Below are 16,232 nucleotides of genomic sequence, written 5' to 3'. Positions count from 1 at the left end.
TTAGCGACGTTTTTTAGGTGGCTGCCGACGTTGATTAACGGGGTCAATTCCAGTGTGTTGGGTCGCAAATCGCTGCTTATGATCCACTAGCGAGCGGTGCCGTTGTGGAGGCTGTCGCGGCGGAACTAAGTGCTGTTTGCCATAGCCAATTAAATCTTTTCGACCCATGGCGCGCAGTGTATCCCGCAAAGCAGGCCAATTGTCGGGGTCATGATACCGCAGAAAAGCTTTGTGTAAGCGACGTTGGCTGAGCTTTTGTACCCGCGCGATTTTAGGGCCCGAGCGTCGTACGGGTTTCAGTGGGTTGAAGCCTGTGTGGTACATCGCAGTCGCCGTGGCCATGGGCGAGGGATAAAACGTTTGCACCTGATCGGCGCGAAACCCGTTGCGTTTTAGCCAAAGCGCGAGGTTGAGCATGTCCTCGTCCTCAGTGCCCGGGTGGGCTGCAATGAAGTAAGGAATGAGATATTGCTCTTTTCCGGCTTTTTTACTGTACTTGTCAAACAGCTTTTTGAAACGATCGTAGGTGCCGATGCCGGGTTTCATCATGGCGGACAACGGCCCTTGCTCGGTATGCTCCGGAGCGATTTTTAAGTATCCGCCAACATGGTGTGTCACGAGTTCTTCAACGTATTCTGGCGTCTCAACCGCAATGTCGTAACGCAACCCAGAGGCAATCAACACTTTCTTGACTCCCGGGATGCTGCGCGCTTTTCGATAGAGCTGGATCAAAGGTGTTTGGTCGGTGTTTAGGTTTTTGCAAATACCCGGGAATACGCAGCTTAGCTTTCGACACGACGCCTCAATTTTGGGGTCCTTGCAGGCGAGACGCCACATGTTAGCTGTGGGGCCACCTAAATCGGAAATGACCCCCGTAAACGTCTTGCTGGTATCTCTAATTCTTTCGATTTCCTTCAGTATTGATTCCTCTGACCTATTCTGGATGATTCGGCCCTCATGCTCTGTAATGGAGCAAAAGGTACATCCGCCGAAGCAGCCCCGCATGATGTTCACGGAATGTTGGATCATTTCGAACGCCGGAATCTTCGCTGTACCGTAACTTGGATGGGTTGCGCGCTGATACGGCAGTTCGAACACCCAATCGAGTTCTTCCGTTGTCAACGGTATGGGGGGAGGCGTTATCCAGACGTCGGTGTCGCCATGTCGCTGAACCAGCGGTCTGGCGTTGTGAGGGTTAGTCTCTTTGTGAAGCACCCGTGAGGCGTGTGCGTACAGCGCGGGGTCGTTGCTGACCTGGTCGTAACTGGGAATACGAATAACGGTAGGGAGATCACGGTGTTTCGGATCGAGCAGCTGAACCACTTGGGTTTGCGTATCCTTACTGTCGCAGGTTTCTTCGGTGACCATCTCATAGGGGTTCGGTTGGGCGTCGACCGGGCCGATAACATCAATGGTCGATGAATCCACTAAGGTATAATTTGACGGAATGCTTTTGGTCTTGAATGCGATGCCCCGTATGTCGCGAATGGAATCTACCGCGTCGCCACGACTTAATCTGTGCGCCACTTCGCAAATCGCGCGTTCGGCATTGCCAAACAAAAGAAGGTCTGCGCGGCTGTCCATGAGGACCGAACGACGTATTTTTTCACTCCAGTAATCATAATGAGCGATGCGGCGGAGACTGGCCTCGATGCCACCAATAACAATGGGTGAGTCTTTAAACGCTTCGCGCACGCGTTGGCTGTAAACAATAACCGCTCTGTCGGGACGATGATCGGGCTTGCCATCTGGCGTGTAAGCATCGTCGTTACGCCGTTTTCGGTCTGCGGTGTAGCGGTTGATCATCGAATCCATGTTGCCCGCAGCGACGCCGAAGAACAGTGTGGGTTGCCCCAGTCGTTTGAAATCTTCGCAATTGTGCCAGTTAGGTTGAGCGATGATCCCCACGCGAAAGCCTTGGGCTTCCAAAACTCGACCAATTACGGCCATGCCGAAGCTCGGATGATCGACGTAGGCGTCACCCGTTACGATAATAATATCGCAAGCGTCCCAACCCAGTTGGTCCATCTCGGCGCGAGTTGTGGGTAGGAAAGGCGCAGGTCCAAGGCATTCAGCCCAATATTTTGGATAGTCAAACAGAGCGGTTGGCATAATTCTACAGATCTATAGGTTAACGCCAAGTATAAACCAGATGGCATTAATAAACAGTGAGTTGCGAGGTTCAATGGGGCAATAAGGCACCGCAATATTTACAATATTCTGCGTCGCTCTCATGCCCACTTCGGTTGCAGTGCTCACACGAGCGAAAATCTCGCTGGCGACGCATTTCGTGTGTTAGCTCCGCTGTGATGATGCCAGTAGGTACGGCGATAATGGCGTAGCCTGTCAGCATTCCGAGTGCGGCGATGGCTCGCCCGATTGCGGTCACAGGTACCAGATCGCCATAGCCCACGGTGGTCACTGTTACGATTGCCCAGTAAATGCTCTCGGGAATCGTGTTGAAACCATGCTCAGGGCCTTCTACGACGTAAAGCAGGCACCCGTAGACTGTTGTTATGACCATCATCATTGAAAAGAAAACAAGAATTTTACGCCTCGAGCGGCGCAGCGCCTCAAGTAACACGGTGGACTCACGAACGTAGGGAAGCAATCGCAAGATCCTAAATATTCGGAGAATGCGCAGCACCCTCAGAATGAGAAGCGGAGCTGCTTGAGGCACGATGATCGCAAGGTAGGTGGGGAGCACCGACAGCAGGTCAATGATACCAAAGCCGCTGGTGACGTAGGCCCTGGGATTCGGGCTGCACCAAATCCTAACGCAGTATTCAAGGCTAAAAAAAAGGGTGAATCCCCACTCGATTTGCCAAAAAAGATAGCCGTATTGTGCGTGCAAATGAGGTATCGAATCGGCGATAACGACCCCGACACTGGTCAAGATTGCGATGATAAGGACAATGTCAAAGGCTTTGCCCTCGGTGCTCTCCGTGCCGAAAATAATATCAAAGGCCTGTTGCTTTCGTCTGGAACTGGAGATTGTCATGGCGTACTCGTTGATGTTGCTTGCAACATTGAATTCAACGTTGCTTCAAGTTTGGCGAGCAACAGAGATTGTGCAGCCGCGGTTGGGTGTATGCCGTCGTTTTGCATAAGGTCCGGACTCAACGCGACATCTTCAAGAATAAATGGCGTTAACGTAGCTTCTTGCGCCGCCGCAACGTGCGCGAACGTCTCGTAAAAGCGACGCGTGTAGGCTTCGCCATAATTTGGTGGAATTTGCATCGGGACCAGCGCGACCTTGGCACCCGCCGCTTGACTGAGTCTGATGATCTGGGTCAGATTCTGTTTTAACTGACTCAGTGGATATCCTCGAAGGCCATCGTTGCCCCCCAACTCAATCACGACAACGTCGGGTTGATGCTGGGCCAGTAGCGCGGGTAGGCGTGCCAGCCCTCCAGCCGTGGTTTCACCGCTAATGCTGGCATTGATGATTTGCGCCCGGTCTTGTAGGCTTCGCGCCCACAAGTGCACCCAACCTTGTTCTATGTTCATGCCATAGGCGGCGCTAATGCTGTCCCCTAAAATCAGGACTTTTTCTGGCGCTCGCGCCTGAGCAAGTAGCGGCAACAACAATCCGATCAGGATGCCAACACGTAGGTAACGGACTACGGAGAAATTCTTTATGCTTGTTGCAGATAAACTTTTCAAAACGGTGGCTCTCGGCGATCAAACAATCCCGATCTTGAAAGGGATTGACTTAGAAATCAAGCCAGGCGAGTCAATTGCGATTTTGGGTGCCTCGGGTTCCGGGAAGTCGACCTTGCTGGGACTGCTGGCGGGTTTAGATACGCCAACGAGCGGCCGTGTTAGCCACTCAACTTTCGTGGTAAGTGAGGCCGATGAAGATGCTCGAGCGATATGGAGGGGGCAAGAAGTTGGGTTTGTATTCCAGAGTTTTCAGCTATTGCCATCCTTAACCGCCCTGGACAACGTCGCTCTGCCCGCACAGCTTGCTGGACGCACCGCGGCGCAGGCGCAAGCGTTGGCGATGCATCAACTGCAACAGGTCGGTTTAGAAGCGCGGGTTAAGCATTTTCCCAAGCAGCTGTCGGGCGGCGAGCAACAGCGAGTGGCTATTGCTCGCGCTTTTGTGACTCACCCTAACGTACTATTTGCCGACGAGCCCACAGGGAATTTAGACGAGTCCACCGGCGCATACGTCGCGGACTTGCTCTTTTCAATGACTGAATCACAGGGTAAAACACTGGTTCTTGTGACGCATGACCCCGGCTTAGCGGGCCGGTGCCAGCGTTTGGTTCGGATCCAGAATGGGCTATTAGAGGCCGTTGAGTAATGTCTTCATTGTGGTGGTTTGCGCGTGAGTGGCGTGCCGGTGAACTGCATGTACTGATTGCTTCGCTCGCGTTGGCTGTTGCGATGGTCAGCGGTATTAGTTTGTTCACCGACCGTCTAACCTTGAGGCTCGTTGGCGAGAGTACGCAATTCTTAGCGGCGGACACCGTATTTGATGCCAGAGAAGTGCTTGATCAAGACGAGTGGTCACCTAAGCTCAGTGATGACCTTGAGGCGGCTCAAACATTGACCTTTGCCACTATGGTACAAGCGGGAGAAGATGGTTTTGCCCTTGTGTCGGCGAAAGCGGTGAGCAGACAGTACCCTTTGCGCGGTAGCCTTAAAACCAGTCAAACGCCTTTTGGTGATCTGATTGCCGCGGATACCGTTCCTGAGGTAGGAGAGGTGTGGCTCGCGCCCAGGCTCTTCCCTCTGTTGGGCGTCGCGCTCGGAGACTCCATTACCTTGGGTAAGGCGTCGCTAACAGTCGGCGGTATTATTCGCTCCGAACCTGACGCAGGTGGTTCGATGTTTGATAGTGCCCCGCGGGTTTTAATGCGCTTTGAGGATATTGCGTTGACTGGCGTCGTGCAGGCCGCCAGCAGAGTGTCGTATCGACTGCTGTTGGCTGGGCCCGAGGATGCACTGAAAGATACGCGTGAACGGCTAGAAACCTATTACCAGGAGCGCGTCAGGGTACGGAGTATCGACGAATCGCAACCCAGTGTTGCACAGGCCTTGGATCGCGCGGAGCGATTCCTTCTGCTTGCAGGTAGTGTCGGTGTTCTGCTGTCTGGGGTCGCAATGTTGATGGCGGCTCGACGGTTTGGTGAACGTCATTTTGCCTATGTTGCCGTTCTCAAAACACTTGGTGCGACTCGGCTTAAAATTCTCAGCCTTTACATCGGTTTGCTGTCAGTGGTATCTGCGTGCGCCCTAGCGATTGGATTCGCTTTGGCGCTAGGGCTCGAGCTCACGGCGAGCTATATTCTCAAAGATTTGATTACATCCTCGACCGACGTGGCGTACCCGCTGCGTCCTTTCGGCGTGGGTTTGATCACTCTGGTGGTGTGTATCACATCATTTATCGGTCCGAGCTTCCTGCGACTGGCGAGCGCAAGCCCGTTGCGCGTTTTGCGGCAAGAGTTGACTTTATTCGCAGGCTTGGCGCCAACTGACGTTGGCTTGGCAGTAGGTGGGTTGCTGTTTCTCACCCAGTTTTATACGGGCAATTGGATTTTAACAGGCTCTTTGCTGGCAGCCTTATCGATGATTATTGTCATCGGGCTATTGGTCGCATCTTTGGTGTTCAAACGTTTGGTGGGTGCCTTACCGTCTGGCTCAGCAATATGGCGACTCGCGAGCGCGAGTATACAGCGGCACGCGCGTGCTAATGGGTTTAACGTGGTCATGTTTGGCTCGGCAATTATGCTGATGGTCTTGTTGGGTCTCGTGCGCACAAGCCTGATAGAGCAGTGGCAGAATCAACTACCCGAGGACGCGCCAAATCACTTTGTGGTTAACTTGCAGGATGCCGAGGTCCTGGCGTTTGAGCAATTTTTACAGGACCGGGGTGTAGCAACCCAGGCGTCGTACCCAATGTCAAGGGCGCGTTTAATTGGTGTTAATGAGCGCGCTCTCACCGGTAGCGAGGGACCTGAGCGGCAGCGAGAGACCAACTTTTCCTGGACTGATGCATTACCAGAGGCCAATACCCTGTTGGCTGGGGAGTGGTTTCGAGACGACGAGCTGGCCGAGGTTTCGGTCGAAGGAGAATATGCGCAGCGCAGCGGTATCAAGCTTGGGGATACCCTTCGTTATCGCATTGGCTCCGACGAAATTGATTTGGTGGTGACCAGCTTTAGAGAGGTCGACTGGCAAAGTATGCGTCCAAACTTTTTTGTTCTGGTGGAGCCCAGTGCCGTCCCTCCGGGCGCATCGACGTACCTCAGTAGTTTTTATCTGCCCGCCTCTAAGAAGGTGATGTTGAACGATTTGATAAAGGCGTTCCCTACGCTCACGGTGTTGGAGATCGATGTCATCATCAAGCAGGTGCAGGATATCGTAGCCAGTGTCTCCAAAGCGGTAGAAGCGGTGCTGGTGCTGATTGTCGTGGCCGGACTCTTGGTGCTCATCATGGGGGTAACCGGCACACTGTCAGAGCGGACGCACGAGAATGCCGTACTCAAGGTTTTTGGCGCTAAAGCCTCGGGTTTGGCGGCGTCGGTATGGTTCGAGTTTGCTGCTATTGGTTACATTGCCGGTTTGCTCGGTGTTGCCGCTGCGGAGATTGCTACCTGGGGTATTTATCACACGATGTTCGAGGGATCATACAGCGGTTTGTGGTGGCTTTGGCTTGCTGTGCCCTTGAGTAGTGCGGCGATAATGTCGTGGGTTGGATGGTTGAGCTGCCGGCGTAGCGTTCGAGTTGAACCTATTCATGCCCTCAGGCTAACGTAACCCGGCTCGGTGTCGTTGATTTCGCCGCTGCCCCCCGTCGCTACTCTGCGCGCGTTGGCTAACAGCGAGTCTCTTGCATGCAGTTCAGCAAAGAGCGAACGCTAATGTCCATTTGACGTTCGAGTTCGATATGCTGTTCAAATAGGTCTGGCATGTCAATGACCAGAGTCGCGAGTCCGTGAATGCCAGCCCAGGCTGTATTGGTTAGATAGCGGATGTCGTCTTCGCGAAAAGAGCCGGATCGGATGCCATTTGCGAGCATGGTTTGCACTAGGTGGTTACACTCTCGTATGCGAGCGTGTAGATCCGGGTAGTTTAGTGTCGGTTGAAGCAACGGCCCAAACATGAGTTTGAACAGTTGCGGATTGTCGATAGCAAACTGTACGTAGCATCGTGCTGCTTCTCGGACCTGCTGTTCGGCGTTATCATCGATCGAGTCAATGGCGCCGTGTAAGGCTTTGATCAGACGCTCATAGCCACGTTCAGACACCGCTGCGAGCAGTGTATTGCGGTCGCTGAAGTGTCGGTAGGGCGCGGTTTGTGAAACGCCTGCGTTGCGGGCGAGGGCCCGCAAACTCATTGCCTCAGCGGCTTGTTGGACAATGGCCTGCTCGGCCGAGTCGATCAAAGCTTCGCGCAAGTTGCCGTGATGGTAGCTGCTTGCGGCTGTTGAGCTTGCGGGCATCGGCGCTAGCCTAGCAGATGTGCGACCGCGTCGCGTTCTTCAATCAACTCTTGCTCAGTCGCCTGCATTTTTGCGCGCGAGAAATCGTTGATATCAGCGTCCTGAACGATGACCCAATCGCCATTACAGCAGCGGCATGGGAAAGAATAGATCAAGCCTTCAGCGATGCCGTAGGAACCGTCAGAGTAAACGCCCATGGATACCCAGTCATCGCCTTCTGTGCCCAATGCCCACGAGCGCATGTGGCCAATAGCCGCGTTCGCTGCCGAGGCTGCTGAAGATGCGCCACGTGCTTTAATGATTGCCGCGCCACGCTGCTGTACCGTGGGAATAAAATCTTCCTCGAACCACGCTTGATCCACCAAGTCGATCGCTGCTTGCCCATTGACTTTGGCGTTGAATAAATCGGGATATTGTGTCGCTGAGTGGTTGCCCCAGATGGTCATGTTGGTGACGTCGTTCACCGTGGTGCCCGTCTTGATGGCAATCTGCGTCATGGCCCGATTGTGGTCCAAGCGCGTCATGGCGGTAAAGTTGCGAGGATCAATATCTGGCGCGTTACGCTGGGTGATCAGCGCATTGGTGTTCGCAGGATTACCCACAACCAACACTTTAATGTTGCGGCTTGCATGATCATTAATGGCTTTACCCTGAACCGAAAAAATGGCGGCATTCGCTTCCAGAAGGTCCTTGCGCTCCATGCCCGGGCCGCGAGGGCGGGCGCCGACAAGTAGGGCATAATCAGTGTCTTTGAAACCGGTGTTCGGGTCGTCGGTGCACTCGACGCCCGCCAGCAAAGGAAATGCACAGTCTTCTAATTCCATACGCACACCTTCCAGCGCTTCAAGTGCTGGAGTGATGTCGAGAAGCTTTAAAATCACGGGCTGATCGTCGCCCAACATGGCGCCAGAAGCGATTCTAAAGAGCAGAGCGTAACCGATTTGACCGGCGGCTCCCGTTACCGTAACGCGTACAGGTTGTTTCATGCTGATTTCCTTTGCAAGGTGAATGAAGTTTGCGGCCGTTATTGTCTTGTTTTGAGGGCGAAATTACAAGGCGCAACATCCTTTTGGCTAGACCTTAGATGGACCAAATGCGTAAAATAGCGCCCGCGTCTGAATAAGGAGTCGTGCAGCCCATGTCTGCCAAGCCAAAAACTCAGTATGACTTTAATAAGTTGCAAAAACGTTTGCGGCGTCTAGCGGGAGAAGCCATCGTCGATTACAACATGATTGAAGAGGGCGATCGAGTTATGGTCTGTCTGTCTGGTGGCAAAGACTCTTATACCATGCTCGAGTTATTGATGAGCTTGCAGAAAAGCGCACCGATATCATTTGAGTTAGTGGCGGTAAACCTAGACCAAAAACAGCCGGGCTTTCCTGAACATGTCCTGCCGCAGTACCTCGATGCCTTAGGGATTGAATATTACATCCTCGAGCGCGACACCTACAGTGTCGTAAAACGGGTGATTCCCGAGGGTAAGACAACCTGTGGTCTGTGCTCACGGTTGCGGCGTGGTACCCTGTACGGCTTTGCCGAGGAGATCGGGGCGCAGAAGATTGCGCTTGGGCACCATCGAGATGACATCGTTGAAACCCTGTTTTTGAATATGTTTTTTCAAGGTAGCTTAAAAGCAATGCCACCGAAACTTCTGAGTGATGACGGCAAAAACGTGATCATTCGGCCATTGGCGTACTGCAAAGAATCCGATATCGAGCGCTTTGCGCAAGCCCGAGCCTTTCCGATTATTCCTTGCAATTTGTGCGGTTCCCAAGATCATCTGCAGCGGGTTCAAGTGAAAGAAATGCTGGCTCAGTGGGAGCGCGACTATCCGGGCCGCGTTGAAACGATTTTTAAAGCGGTGGGCAACATCAGCCCCTCGCAGTTAGCTGACCGTGACTTATTTGATTTTGCCTCACTCAAAGGCACTAACACCATTAAGCCGCTGAGTGATATCCGTATGGTGAATCTCTAAATGTCCCAAGCGTACCTGTTGCAGTGTGCGGATCTCGCCGTCGTTCGAGGTACGCGCTGCTTGTTGTCGCAGCTAAATTGGCAGGTCAAAGCAGGGGAGCTCTGGCAAATAAAGGGCGATAACGGTGCGGGTAAAACGAGTTTAATGCGAGCGATTGCCGGTTTAGCGCCACAGAGTCTTGAGGGCTCTCTGGATTTGCCTAGCGATTTTTTATTCTTGGGTCACAAAACAGGCGTCAAAAGCGATTTTACCGCACTCGAGAACCTCCGTTTGCATCTCGGGCATACGCAGAATTGCGATGACCGAAGTCTTCATGATGCTTTGGATGAGGTGGGCTTGGGCGATTACCATGACGAGTACGCCTATAGACTGTCGGCGGGGCAGCAAAGACGTATCGCGCTGGCGCAATTGTTCTTGGCGAAGTCGTCTCTGTGGTTTCTGGATGAACCTCTTACCGCGATTGATGTCGATGGGGTGGCCATCATCGAAGCCTGTATCGAGAGACAAGTGCGAAGCGGGGGCAGCGTGGTATACACCTCGCACCAATCTCTTAAGCTTGAGCTAAGCACGCGTACTTTACACTTGCGCGGTAGAGGACAAGTTCCCGATGTATCGTAGTGTTTTTGGCAAAGTCTTGGCTCGGCAGTTATTGTTGGCCTATCGACGTCCGGCAGCGGTATTGAATCCGCTGTTTTTTTATGGCGTTGTTGTTTTGCTGATGCCGTTGGGGTTGGGCCCAGAACAGCGCGTTTTGGGTGAGTTCGCACCGGGTTTGTTGTGGATTACAGCCCTGTTGGCGGCATTGTTGTCGTCCGAGACCTTGTTCCGAGGCGACTACGATGACGGTGGTTTAGAGCAGCTAGTGGTATCGGGCGACTCGCTGTACCTAGCTTCATTGGGTTATGTTGTTGCTCATTGGTGCCTGACCGGATTGCCGCTTGCGCTGTTTTCACCGGCGTTTGGACAACTACTTTCCTTGCCGGCGCAGGGTTTGGGGACGCTCGCCCTGAGTTTGGCTCTGGGAACGCTCATACTCAGCGCATTTGGGTGCATAGGTGCGGCCTTAACGATGGCCTTGCGGCGTGGCGGGATGCTGTTAAGTCTTCTATTATTACCCTTGGAGGTGCCTGTATTAATCCTAGGTGCCGGCGTGGTGGAACGAGCCGTCAGTGGTATGCCGATTGATTCTTTGATCAGTATTTTGAGTGGCTTGGCTCTGTTGGCTTTGGCACTGACACCACTCGCGATAGGGGCGTCGATCAAAATTAGCTTGGAGGTGTAGTCCGATGTATGTGGTGCGCCGAAGGAGAACTACCTAATGGCTTGGACATGGTTTCACCGTTTGGGGTCGTCCCCGTGGATTTATCGATTCTCGGGTCAGCTGTTAAGATACCTGCTACCTCTGGCCGTCCTTTTAGTCATCGCTGGCTCCGTTTGGGGTTTGGCTTTTGCGCCTCCAGACTTTCGCCAAGGAAACAGTTACCGAATCATTTACATTCATGTCCCAGTGAGCGTTGTTTCCCTAGCGGGTTATTATGTGATGGCCATCGCTGGCGCGATCAGCCTGATTTGGCGCCTTAAGGTGGCGGATATAGCCATGCGAGTGGCTGCACCCATCGGCGCAGCGATGACATTTTTAGCGCTACTCACCGGTGCCGTGTGGGGTAAACCGACATGGGGTACCTATTGGGTGTGGGATGCTCGTATTACGTCAATGGTTGTCTTGTTGTTTTTGTACTTGGGTGTTTTTGCCCTGTATGAAGCTTATGACAATAAAGCCTTAGCATCGAAAGCTTGCGCTATCTTGGCTCTGGTCGGGACGGTCAACATCCCCATTATCTACAAATCCGTCGATTGGTGGTACAGCCTGCATCAACCCGCCTCGATCAAGTTCACAGGTGGTTCGACGATCGACCCCAGTATGTTTTATCCATTATTTCTTATGATCGTCGCTGTGTATTCTTTGTATACCTGTCTGTTACTGATGGGTTTGCGACTCACGCTGTTAGAAACCGAGTCCAAAACGGCGTGGGCCCGAAAAGAAATCATGGGAGGTCGGTAATGTATTTCGATTCATGGTCTGAGTTCTGGGTAATGGCTGGCCACGGACCCTTTGTCTGGTTTAGCTATGCCGCATTTTTTGTTGTTATTAGTCTGCTCATCATCATGCCTTTGTGGCGTTTAGCAAGTCTGAAACGTCGATTGAGGCAGCGATATCTAGCACTTGAAAAGACGCAGTCCGCAGGGGAGTAGGGTTATGCATCCAAAACGAAAAAAACGGTTGATTGTTGTTTTAGCCGTGGTTGTTTTATCCAGTCTTGGCGTTGGTTTGGTGACTTACGGTTTGCGCGGCAATATCAATTTATTTTACCCCCCTGCAGATGTGATTGCGGGGAAGGCGCCGGTGGGGCAACCGATTCGCGTGGGAGGAATGGTGGTGGAAGGCAGTATCGTGCGCTCGGAGAGTTCTCTCGATGTCCGTTTCGAAGTGACTGATTATGCGGGCACGGTGCCGGTTATGTATTCTGGCATTTTACCCGACTTGTTTGACGAGGGGCAGGGCGTCGTCGCTGCTGGTAAATTAGATGAGCGAGGTGTTTTCGTCGCGCATGAAGTGCTCGCCAAACACGATGAGAATTACATGCCGCCAGAAGTCGCCGAAGCATTAGAAGCCGTAGGTAAAAAATATGATCGCTGAGTATGGTGTTTTCGCTCTCATTATGGCGCTGATTAGCGCCTGTGGACTGACGGTGCTGCCAATGTGGGGAAGCTTTTCGGGCAACGGCTCTGCCATGAATTCTGCCAAGCCACTTGCCGCCGCACTATTCCTGTTCGGCGCGATCAGTTTTGGGTTTTTAACCGCCGCGTTCTTGCAAGACGACTTCTCTTTGGTCGTAGTCGCCAACAACAGCAACTCATTGCTACCCATGTTCTATAAGTTTTCGGCTGTGTGGGGCAATCACGAGGGATCGATGCTACTGTGGGTCCTCGTGCTCTGCGGGTGGACGTTTGCGGTCGCTTTGTTTAGCTCCGAGCTACCGCAGATTCTCTATGCCAGAGTGCTGTCTGTGATGGGCATGATAAGTGTCGGTTTCATTGCATTTTCGCTCTTTACGTCTAATCCATTCGCACGGAATTTGCCCGATAGTCCTGCCGACGGTCGAGATCTTAATCCGCTGCTACAAGATCCGGGTTTGATTATTCATCCGCCCATTTTATACATGGGGTACGTGGGGTTTTCGGTCGCCTTTGCATTTGCCATCGCCGCCTTGTTGGGTGGGCGATTAGATGCGGCGTGGGCGCGCTGGTCAAGACCCTGGACCAATGCCGCCTGGGCATTTTTGACACTGGGAATCATGCTAGGCAGCTGGTGGGCCTACTATGAGCTTGGATGGGGCGGATGGTGGTTCTGGGACCCTGTCGAGAATGCCTCGTTTATGCCTTGGCTTGCAGGTACGGCGCTCGTACATTCGCTGGCAGTTACCGAGAAGCGGGGTGTGTTTAAAAGCTGGACGGTACTACTTGCGATCGCCAGTTTCTCGCTGTCTTTGCTGGGTACGTTTTTGGTGCGTTCAGGGGTGTTGACGTCAGTTCACGCATTTGCGGCAGACCCCGAACGCGGTATGTTTATTTTAGTGTTTTTGCTGATCGTGGTCGGCGGTTCTCTGATGCTTTATGCCTTTAGGGCACCTGCCGTAAACAGCGGTATTCGCAATGCTTGGCTCTCGCGAGAGACCCTACTTTTGTTTAACAACGTGGTGTTTCTAGTGGCGACGTTGACAGTGTTGTTCGGCACGCTCTTCCCTTTGTTAATGGACGCCTTGGGGCAGGGTAAATACTCGGTGGGTCCTCCGTACTTTAATGCAGTGTTTGTTCCTCTTATGGCCCTGCTTATTCCCGTTATGGGTGTCGGGCCGTTCACGCGCTGGCGCCAAGATCGTGCAGATCGCTGGTCTAAGCATGTGTCAGTCAGCGCTGTCAGTGCGCTTATCGCTGGCATTGCTCTGCCTTTTCTGGGGCAGGGTTTCAATCTTTGGGTGGCCTTGTCGGTTCTTCTGGCGGCTTGGATTTTAGGAGGCCTTGTCATAGATTTGCGCTTGAAGAAGGGTGGGTCACAATCGTGGGCCCCGGTCGTGGGCCGACAGACGCCGAGCTATTGGGGTATGGTGCTGGCCCACTTCGGGTTTGCAATGTGCGTGATCAGCGTTGTCGTCGTCACTCAATGGAGCGTTGAGAAGGATCTCAGGATGGCGCCTGGCGACAGCGCAGAGCTTGCCGGATACCGCTTCGAATTTCACGGCAGTGGCGCGGTAACCGGCCCCAACTACAACGGCGATGAGGGCGTGTTTACCGTTTACTATGAGGGCCGCCGACTGGCTGAGTTGCGTCCGCAGAAGCGACAGTATTTTGCGTCTGGGCAGGTCATGACCGAAGCGTCGATTGACGCCGGTTTTACTCGGGATCTCTACGTTGCGATGGGCGAAGCTTTGGGCAAAGAGGGTGCTTGGTCAGTGCGATTGCACTACAAACCGCTGGTCCGTTGGATGTGGATTGGAGCAACGCTTATGGGCTTGGGGGCGTTCATTACCCTAGCTGATCGCCGTTATCGTCGCGTCAAGGCGCATGCGATGCAAGGCTCCGAGGCGCTCACGCATGCGTAGAGTCCTCCTGTTTATCCCCGCGGCTGTCTTCGTAGGTTTGGCTGTTTTGCTGTACCGAGGGTTGTCGTTGGATCCCACCGATCTTCCCTCTGCTTTGATCGATCGAAGCTTGCCGGAATTTCGCTTGCGAGCACTCGGGAGCGAAGAGTACGTTGAGCGAGACGACATTGTGGGTCGCGCGAGCCTGTTAAATGTGTGGGGCACGTGGTGTCCGACTTGTGTAGCCGAGCACCCCTACCTGATGAAACTGGCGGAAGAGGGCGTGCCTATTATTGGGCTCAACTACAAAGATGAAGACAGCAAAGCGCTCTCGTGGTTGGCCCGTCTGGGTGATCCTTACAGCGTGAACATCACCGACCCTCAGGGAGATTTTGGCTTGGATTTAGGCGTCTACGGTGCTCCAGAGACCTATGTGATTGATGCCCAGGGCGTTATTCGCTATCGCCATGTCGGAGAGGTGAACGAGCGAACATGGTCTGGGGCCTTAGGCCAGGCATACAGAGAGGTTAGCAAGTGAGGATCAGTATCTATATTGTTACCCTATTATTGTCGTTGCCGGCATCGGCTGTTATCGAAACCTATGAGTTTAGTCAGCCTGAGCTCGAGGCGCGCTATCATCGCTTAGTCGACGAGCTGCGTTGTCCTAAGTGTCAAAATCAAACGATTGCGGATTCTAATGCGCCCATTTCGGAAGACTTGCGACGTCGGCTGTATGAGGAACTAGAAGCTGGTTTCACTGACGACGAAATAATCGACGGCATGGTGGATCGATACGGCGAGTTTGTCCGCTACAACCCGGCCTCTGATGGTGTGACACGTTGGCTTTGGTTAGCGCCTTGGATATTTCTCGCCATCGGAGGTGTGGTGTGGGTGGCTGTAACCTCAGGTCGCAGCCGAGTTAAAGACACCTCGAGCGAACACGCCAACGACATTGCTGCGCTGTTACAGGAAAAATCCGAATGAATTTTATTATTGCCGTACTGGCGGCAGCGTGCGTCATGCTCCTGTCATTTTTGTTGTTTGGTCGCAGACCCAGACCCGTGGTGGGGACGAAACAGGCTAACCTGGAATGGCTGGAAATGCGCAAGCAGGAGCTCTTGGCGGACGATCCAACACTCTCCCAAGAAGCGGCCCTCAGATTGCTAGAGGAAGGCTTGAAAGAACTGCCTGAACAAGACGCCAAGGCCGGAATGGCGGGGATAAAAATGGTGCTTGTGGGTGTCATATCCGCCTGCGCGATCGGTTATGCTGTCTACACGCAGGTTGGTGCGTACGAGGACCTAACCATTGCCGAACGTTTGCAGACGCTTACAGAGAATAGCTCTGATTCAGACGTGCAAGAGTTGGTTGCGCAAATCGAAGCGCGACTAGAACAGCGTCCCGACAATGCCACCTATCTTGGACTGATTGGCAGTTATTACATGGGGCAAGCTGCCTACCCGAAAGCTGCTCAAATATACGCCCACATGGCTGAATTGATGCCCGAGGCACCCCAAATATTAGCCTATGCGGCGCAAGCGCGATATTTAAGTTCCAACCGTCAGTTAGATGAGCGTGGTCGTTTGTGGGCAGAGCAGGCGGTGAGCTTGAATCCAAGACAGGCCACTGCCCTTGGCTTACTTGGAATGGTCGCATTTGAGCAAGGCGCGTACGCAGAGGCCATTAAGCACTGGCGTGTGCTGCGTGCCATGAATGGTAGTGGTAGTTCGGAAGCTGCTGTGTTGGATGACCTGTTAAGGCAAGCTGAGCAAGCGCTGGGGATTGACCCGGCCACGTCGGCACCCAGCGACGCGGGCTCGTTGGTGCTCACAGTGGAGTTTACCGAAGCGCCGCAACAGACCTCAGGAACTGTGTTTGTCGTGGTGAGACCTGAAGGAATGGATACAGGTATGCCCCTTGCCGTAAGACGCATGGCGGTGTCAGATTTGCCCGCGACAATCACTCTAACGGATTCGGATTCGATGGCTGGGCAAAAGCTGTCGGCGCAAACCGCGGTATCAGTATCAGCTCATTTGTCGCTCAGCGGAAGCGCTTCAAGTGTGGATGCGCCCTACAAAGCGCAAAGCTTGCTGTCGGTCCCAATTGGCGCACTAGAGGCTATTGCTGTGCGGTTAGCACCAACCCAATAAATCGCGGGGTT

17 protein-coding genes are annotated in these 16,232 nt (G+C 53.3%); 12 read left to right on the top strand and 5 right to left on the bottom strand.

Features of this window, described 5'->3' with window-relative positions; all coding sequences use genetic code 11:
• The 3 genes from EYZ66_RS07485 to EYZ66_RS07475 all read right to left on the bottom strand — a co-directional run bounded on the left by EYZ66_RS07485 (nucleotide 1) and on the right by EYZ66_RS07475 (nucleotide 3,585).
• Nucleotides 1-2,112 carry a YgiQ family radical SAM protein gene (locus EYZ66_RS07485; protein ID WP_050793439.1) on the bottom strand — a complete coding sequence of 704 codons (2,112 nt, stop codon included), beginning with the start codon at nucleotides 2,110-2,112 and terminating at the stop codon, nucleotides 1-3.
• 70 nt (nucleotides 2,113-2,182) lie between these two features.
• Nucleotides 2,183-3,001: an ion transporter gene (locus tag EYZ66_RS07480; protein WP_009576476.1), complete on the bottom strand. Its 819-nt coding sequence runs from the start codon at nucleotides 2,999-3,001 to the stop codon at nucleotides 2,183-2,185.
• A complete protein-coding gene (locus EYZ66_RS07475) occupies nucleotides 2,998-3,585 on the bottom strand; it encodes an arylesterase (RefSeq protein WP_235714740.1) in 588 nt (195 codons plus the stop codon). The genes EYZ66_RS07480 and EYZ66_RS07475 overlap by 4 nt, the downstream gene beginning before the upstream one ends.
• Before the next feature lie 55 nt (nucleotides 3,586-3,640).
• On the opposite strand from EYZ66_RS07475, the gene EYZ66_RS07470 reads away from it, so the two are divergent.
• On the top strand, nucleotides 3,641-4,312 hold the full coding sequence (locus tag EYZ66_RS07470) for an ABC transporter ATP-binding protein (protein WP_009576474.1): 672 nt from the start codon (nucleotides 3,641-3,643) through the stop codon (nucleotides 4,310-4,312).
• Nucleotides 4,312-6,771 (top strand): ABC transporter permease, encoded by a 2,460-nt coding sequence (locus EYZ66_RS07465; protein ID WP_009576473.1) that lies wholly within the window; start codon nucleotides 4,312-4,314, stop codon nucleotides 6,769-6,771. Before EYZ66_RS07470 ends, EYZ66_RS07465 begins: the two co-directional genes overlap by 1 nt.
• A 58-nt stretch (nucleotides 6,772-6,829) precedes the next feature.
• On the opposite strand, the gene EYZ66_RS07460 is transcribed toward EYZ66_RS07465, so the two are convergent.
• Together EYZ66_RS07460 and EYZ66_RS07455 are read right to left on the bottom strand one after the other, a co-directional pair.
• A complete protein-coding gene (locus EYZ66_RS07460; RefSeq protein ID WP_009576472.1) occupies nucleotides 6,830-7,456 on the bottom strand; it encodes a TetR/AcrR family transcriptional regulator in 627 nt (208 codons plus the stop codon).
• Between the two features lie 5 nt (nucleotides 7,457-7,461).
• Nucleotides 7,462-8,442, bottom strand: coding sequence for a malate dehydrogenase (locus EYZ66_RS07455; protein ID WP_009576471.1), 981 nt, complete (start codon nucleotides 8,440-8,442; stop codon nucleotides 7,462-7,464).
• A 152-nt stretch (nucleotides 8,443-8,594) separates the two neighbouring features.
• Here EYZ66_RS07455 and ttcA point away from each other — a divergent pair, with 152 nt between their 5' ends.
• Genes ttcA through EYZ66_RS07405 form a run of 10 tightly spaced genes read left to right on the top strand, consistent with a single transcriptional unit; the run spans nucleotide 8,595 to nucleotide 16,221 of the window.
• Complete coding sequence (ttcA, locus tag EYZ66_RS07450; RefSeq protein ID WP_009576470.1) at nucleotides 8,595-9,431, top strand: tRNA 2-thiocytidine(32) synthetase TtcA; 837 nt, start codon at nucleotides 8,595-8,597, stop codon at nucleotides 9,429-9,431.
• Nucleotides 9,432-10,049 carry a heme ABC exporter ATP-binding protein CcmA gene (gene ccmA, locus EYZ66_RS07445; protein WP_009576469.1) on the top strand — a complete coding sequence of 206 codons (618 nt, stop codon included), beginning with the start codon at nucleotides 9,432-9,434 and terminating at the stop codon, nucleotides 10,047-10,049.
• Nucleotides 10,039-10,713, top strand: coding sequence for a heme exporter protein CcmB (gene ccmB / locus EYZ66_RS07440; protein WP_009576468.1), 675 nt, complete (start codon nucleotides 10,039-10,041; stop codon nucleotides 10,711-10,713). The genes ccmA and ccmB overlap by 11 nt, the downstream gene beginning before the upstream one ends.
• 36 nt (nucleotides 10,714-10,749) lie before the next feature.
• Nucleotides 10,750-11,493 (top strand): heme ABC transporter permease CcmC, encoded by a 744-nt coding sequence (gene ccmC / locus EYZ66_RS07435; RefSeq protein ID WP_009576467.1) that lies wholly within the window; start codon nucleotides 10,750-10,752, stop codon nucleotides 11,491-11,493.
• Nucleotides 11,493-11,684, top strand: coding sequence for a heme exporter protein CcmD (gene ccmD / locus EYZ66_RS07430; protein ID WP_009576466.1), 192 nt, complete (start codon nucleotides 11,493-11,495; stop codon nucleotides 11,682-11,684). Before ccmC ends, ccmD begins: the two co-directional genes overlap by 1 nt.
• Nucleotides 11,685-11,688: 4 nt before the next feature.
• Nucleotides 11,689-12,129: a cytochrome c maturation protein CcmE gene (gene ccmE, locus EYZ66_RS07425; RefSeq protein WP_009576465.1), complete on the top strand. Its 441-nt coding sequence runs from the start codon at nucleotides 11,689-11,691 to the stop codon at nucleotides 12,127-12,129.
• Complete coding sequence (locus EYZ66_RS07420) at nucleotides 12,119-14,092, top strand: heme lyase CcmF/NrfE family subunit (RefSeq protein ID WP_009576464.1); 1,974 nt, start codon at nucleotides 12,119-12,121, stop codon at nucleotides 14,090-14,092. The genes ccmE and EYZ66_RS07420 overlap by 11 nt, the downstream gene beginning before the upstream one ends.
• The gene (locus EYZ66_RS07415) at nucleotides 14,085-14,609 is read left to right on the top strand and encodes a DsbE family thiol:disulfide interchange protein (RefSeq protein ID WP_009576463.1); all 525 of its coding nucleotides are present in this window, start codon (nucleotides 14,085-14,087) and stop codon (nucleotides 14,607-14,609) included. Before EYZ66_RS07420 ends, EYZ66_RS07415 begins: the two co-directional genes overlap by 8 nt.
• A complete protein-coding gene (locus EYZ66_RS07410; RefSeq protein WP_009576462.1) occupies nucleotides 14,606-15,055 on the top strand; it encodes a cytochrome c-type biogenesis protein in 450 nt (149 codons plus the stop codon). Before EYZ66_RS07415 ends, EYZ66_RS07410 begins: the two co-directional genes overlap by 4 nt.
• Nucleotides 15,052-16,221, top strand: coding sequence for a tetratricopeptide repeat protein (locus EYZ66_RS07405; protein WP_009576461.1), 1,170 nt, complete (start codon nucleotides 15,052-15,054; stop codon nucleotides 16,219-16,221). The genes EYZ66_RS07410 and EYZ66_RS07405 overlap by 4 nt, the downstream gene beginning before the upstream one ends.
• Nucleotides 16,222-16,232: the final 11 nt, after the last annotated feature.

The organism is Aequoribacter fuscus, from assembly GCF_009910365.1.
Lineage (GTDB): Bacteria > Pseudomonadota > Gammaproteobacteria > Pseudomonadales > Halieaceae > Aequoribacter > Aequoribacter fuscus.
The sequence above is the reverse complement of the archived record's forward strand: the minus strand, read 5'-3'. Positions and strand labels throughout refer to the sequence as shown.

Excerpts from the sequence above, each read along its gene's own strand:
- EYZ66_RS07460 (WP_009576472.1), bottom strand. The coding sequence starts at position 7,456 with ATGCCCGCAAGCTCAACAGCCGCAAGCAGCTACCATCACGGCAACTTG.
- EYZ66_RS07465 (WP_009576473.1), top strand. The coding sequence starts at position 4,312 with ATGTCTTCATTGTGGTGGTTTGCGCGTGAGTGGCGTGCCGGTGAACTG.
- EYZ66_RS07480 (WP_009576476.1), bottom strand. The coding sequence starts at position 3,001 with ATGACAATCTCCAGTTCCAGACGAAAGCAACAGGCCTTTGATATTATT.
- EYZ66_RS07420 (WP_009576464.1), top strand. The coding sequence starts at position 12,119 with ATGATCGCTGAGTATGGTGTTTTCGCTCTCATTATGGCGCTGATTAGC.
- EYZ66_RS07455 (WP_009576471.1), bottom strand. The coding sequence starts at position 8,442 with ATGAAACAACCTGTACGCGTTACGGTAACGGGAGCCGCCGGTCAAATC.
- EYZ66_RS07470 (WP_009576474.1), top strand. The coding sequence starts at position 3,641 with ATGCTTGTTGCAGATAAACTTTTCAAAACGGTGGCTCTCGGCGATCAA.
- EYZ66_RS07485 (WP_050793439.1), bottom strand. The coding sequence starts at position 2,112 with ATGCCAACCGCTCTGTTTGACTATCCAAAATATTGGGCTGAATGCCTT.
- ttcA (WP_009576470.1), top strand. The coding sequence starts at position 8,595 with ATGTCTGCCAAGCCAAAAACTCAGTATGACTTTAATAAGTTGCAAAAA.
- ccmA (WP_009576469.1), top strand. The coding sequence starts at position 9,432 with ATGTCCCAAGCGTACCTGTTGCAGTGTGCGGATCTCGCCGTCGTTCGA.
- EYZ66_RS07415 (WP_009576463.1), top strand. The coding sequence starts at position 14,085 with ATGCGTAGAGTCCTCCTGTTTATCCCCGCGGCTGTCTTCGTAGGTTTG.
- ccmC (WP_009576467.1), top strand. The coding sequence starts at position 10,750 with ATGGCTTGGACATGGTTTCACCGTTTGGGGTCGTCCCCGTGGATTTAT.
- ccmE (WP_009576465.1), top strand. The coding sequence starts at position 11,689 with ATGCATCCAAAACGAAAAAAACGGTTGATTGTTGTTTTAGCCGTGGTT.
- EYZ66_RS07405 (WP_009576461.1), top strand. The coding sequence starts at position 15,052 with ATGAATTTTATTATTGCCGTACTGGCGGCAGCGTGCGTCATGCTCCTG.
- ccmD (WP_009576466.1), top strand. The coding sequence starts at position 11,493 with ATGTATTTCGATTCATGGTCTGAGTTCTGGGTAATGGCTGGCCACGGA.
- ccmB (WP_009576468.1), top strand. The coding sequence starts at position 10,039 with ATGTATCGTAGTGTTTTTGGCAAAGTCTTGGCTCGGCAGTTATTGTTG.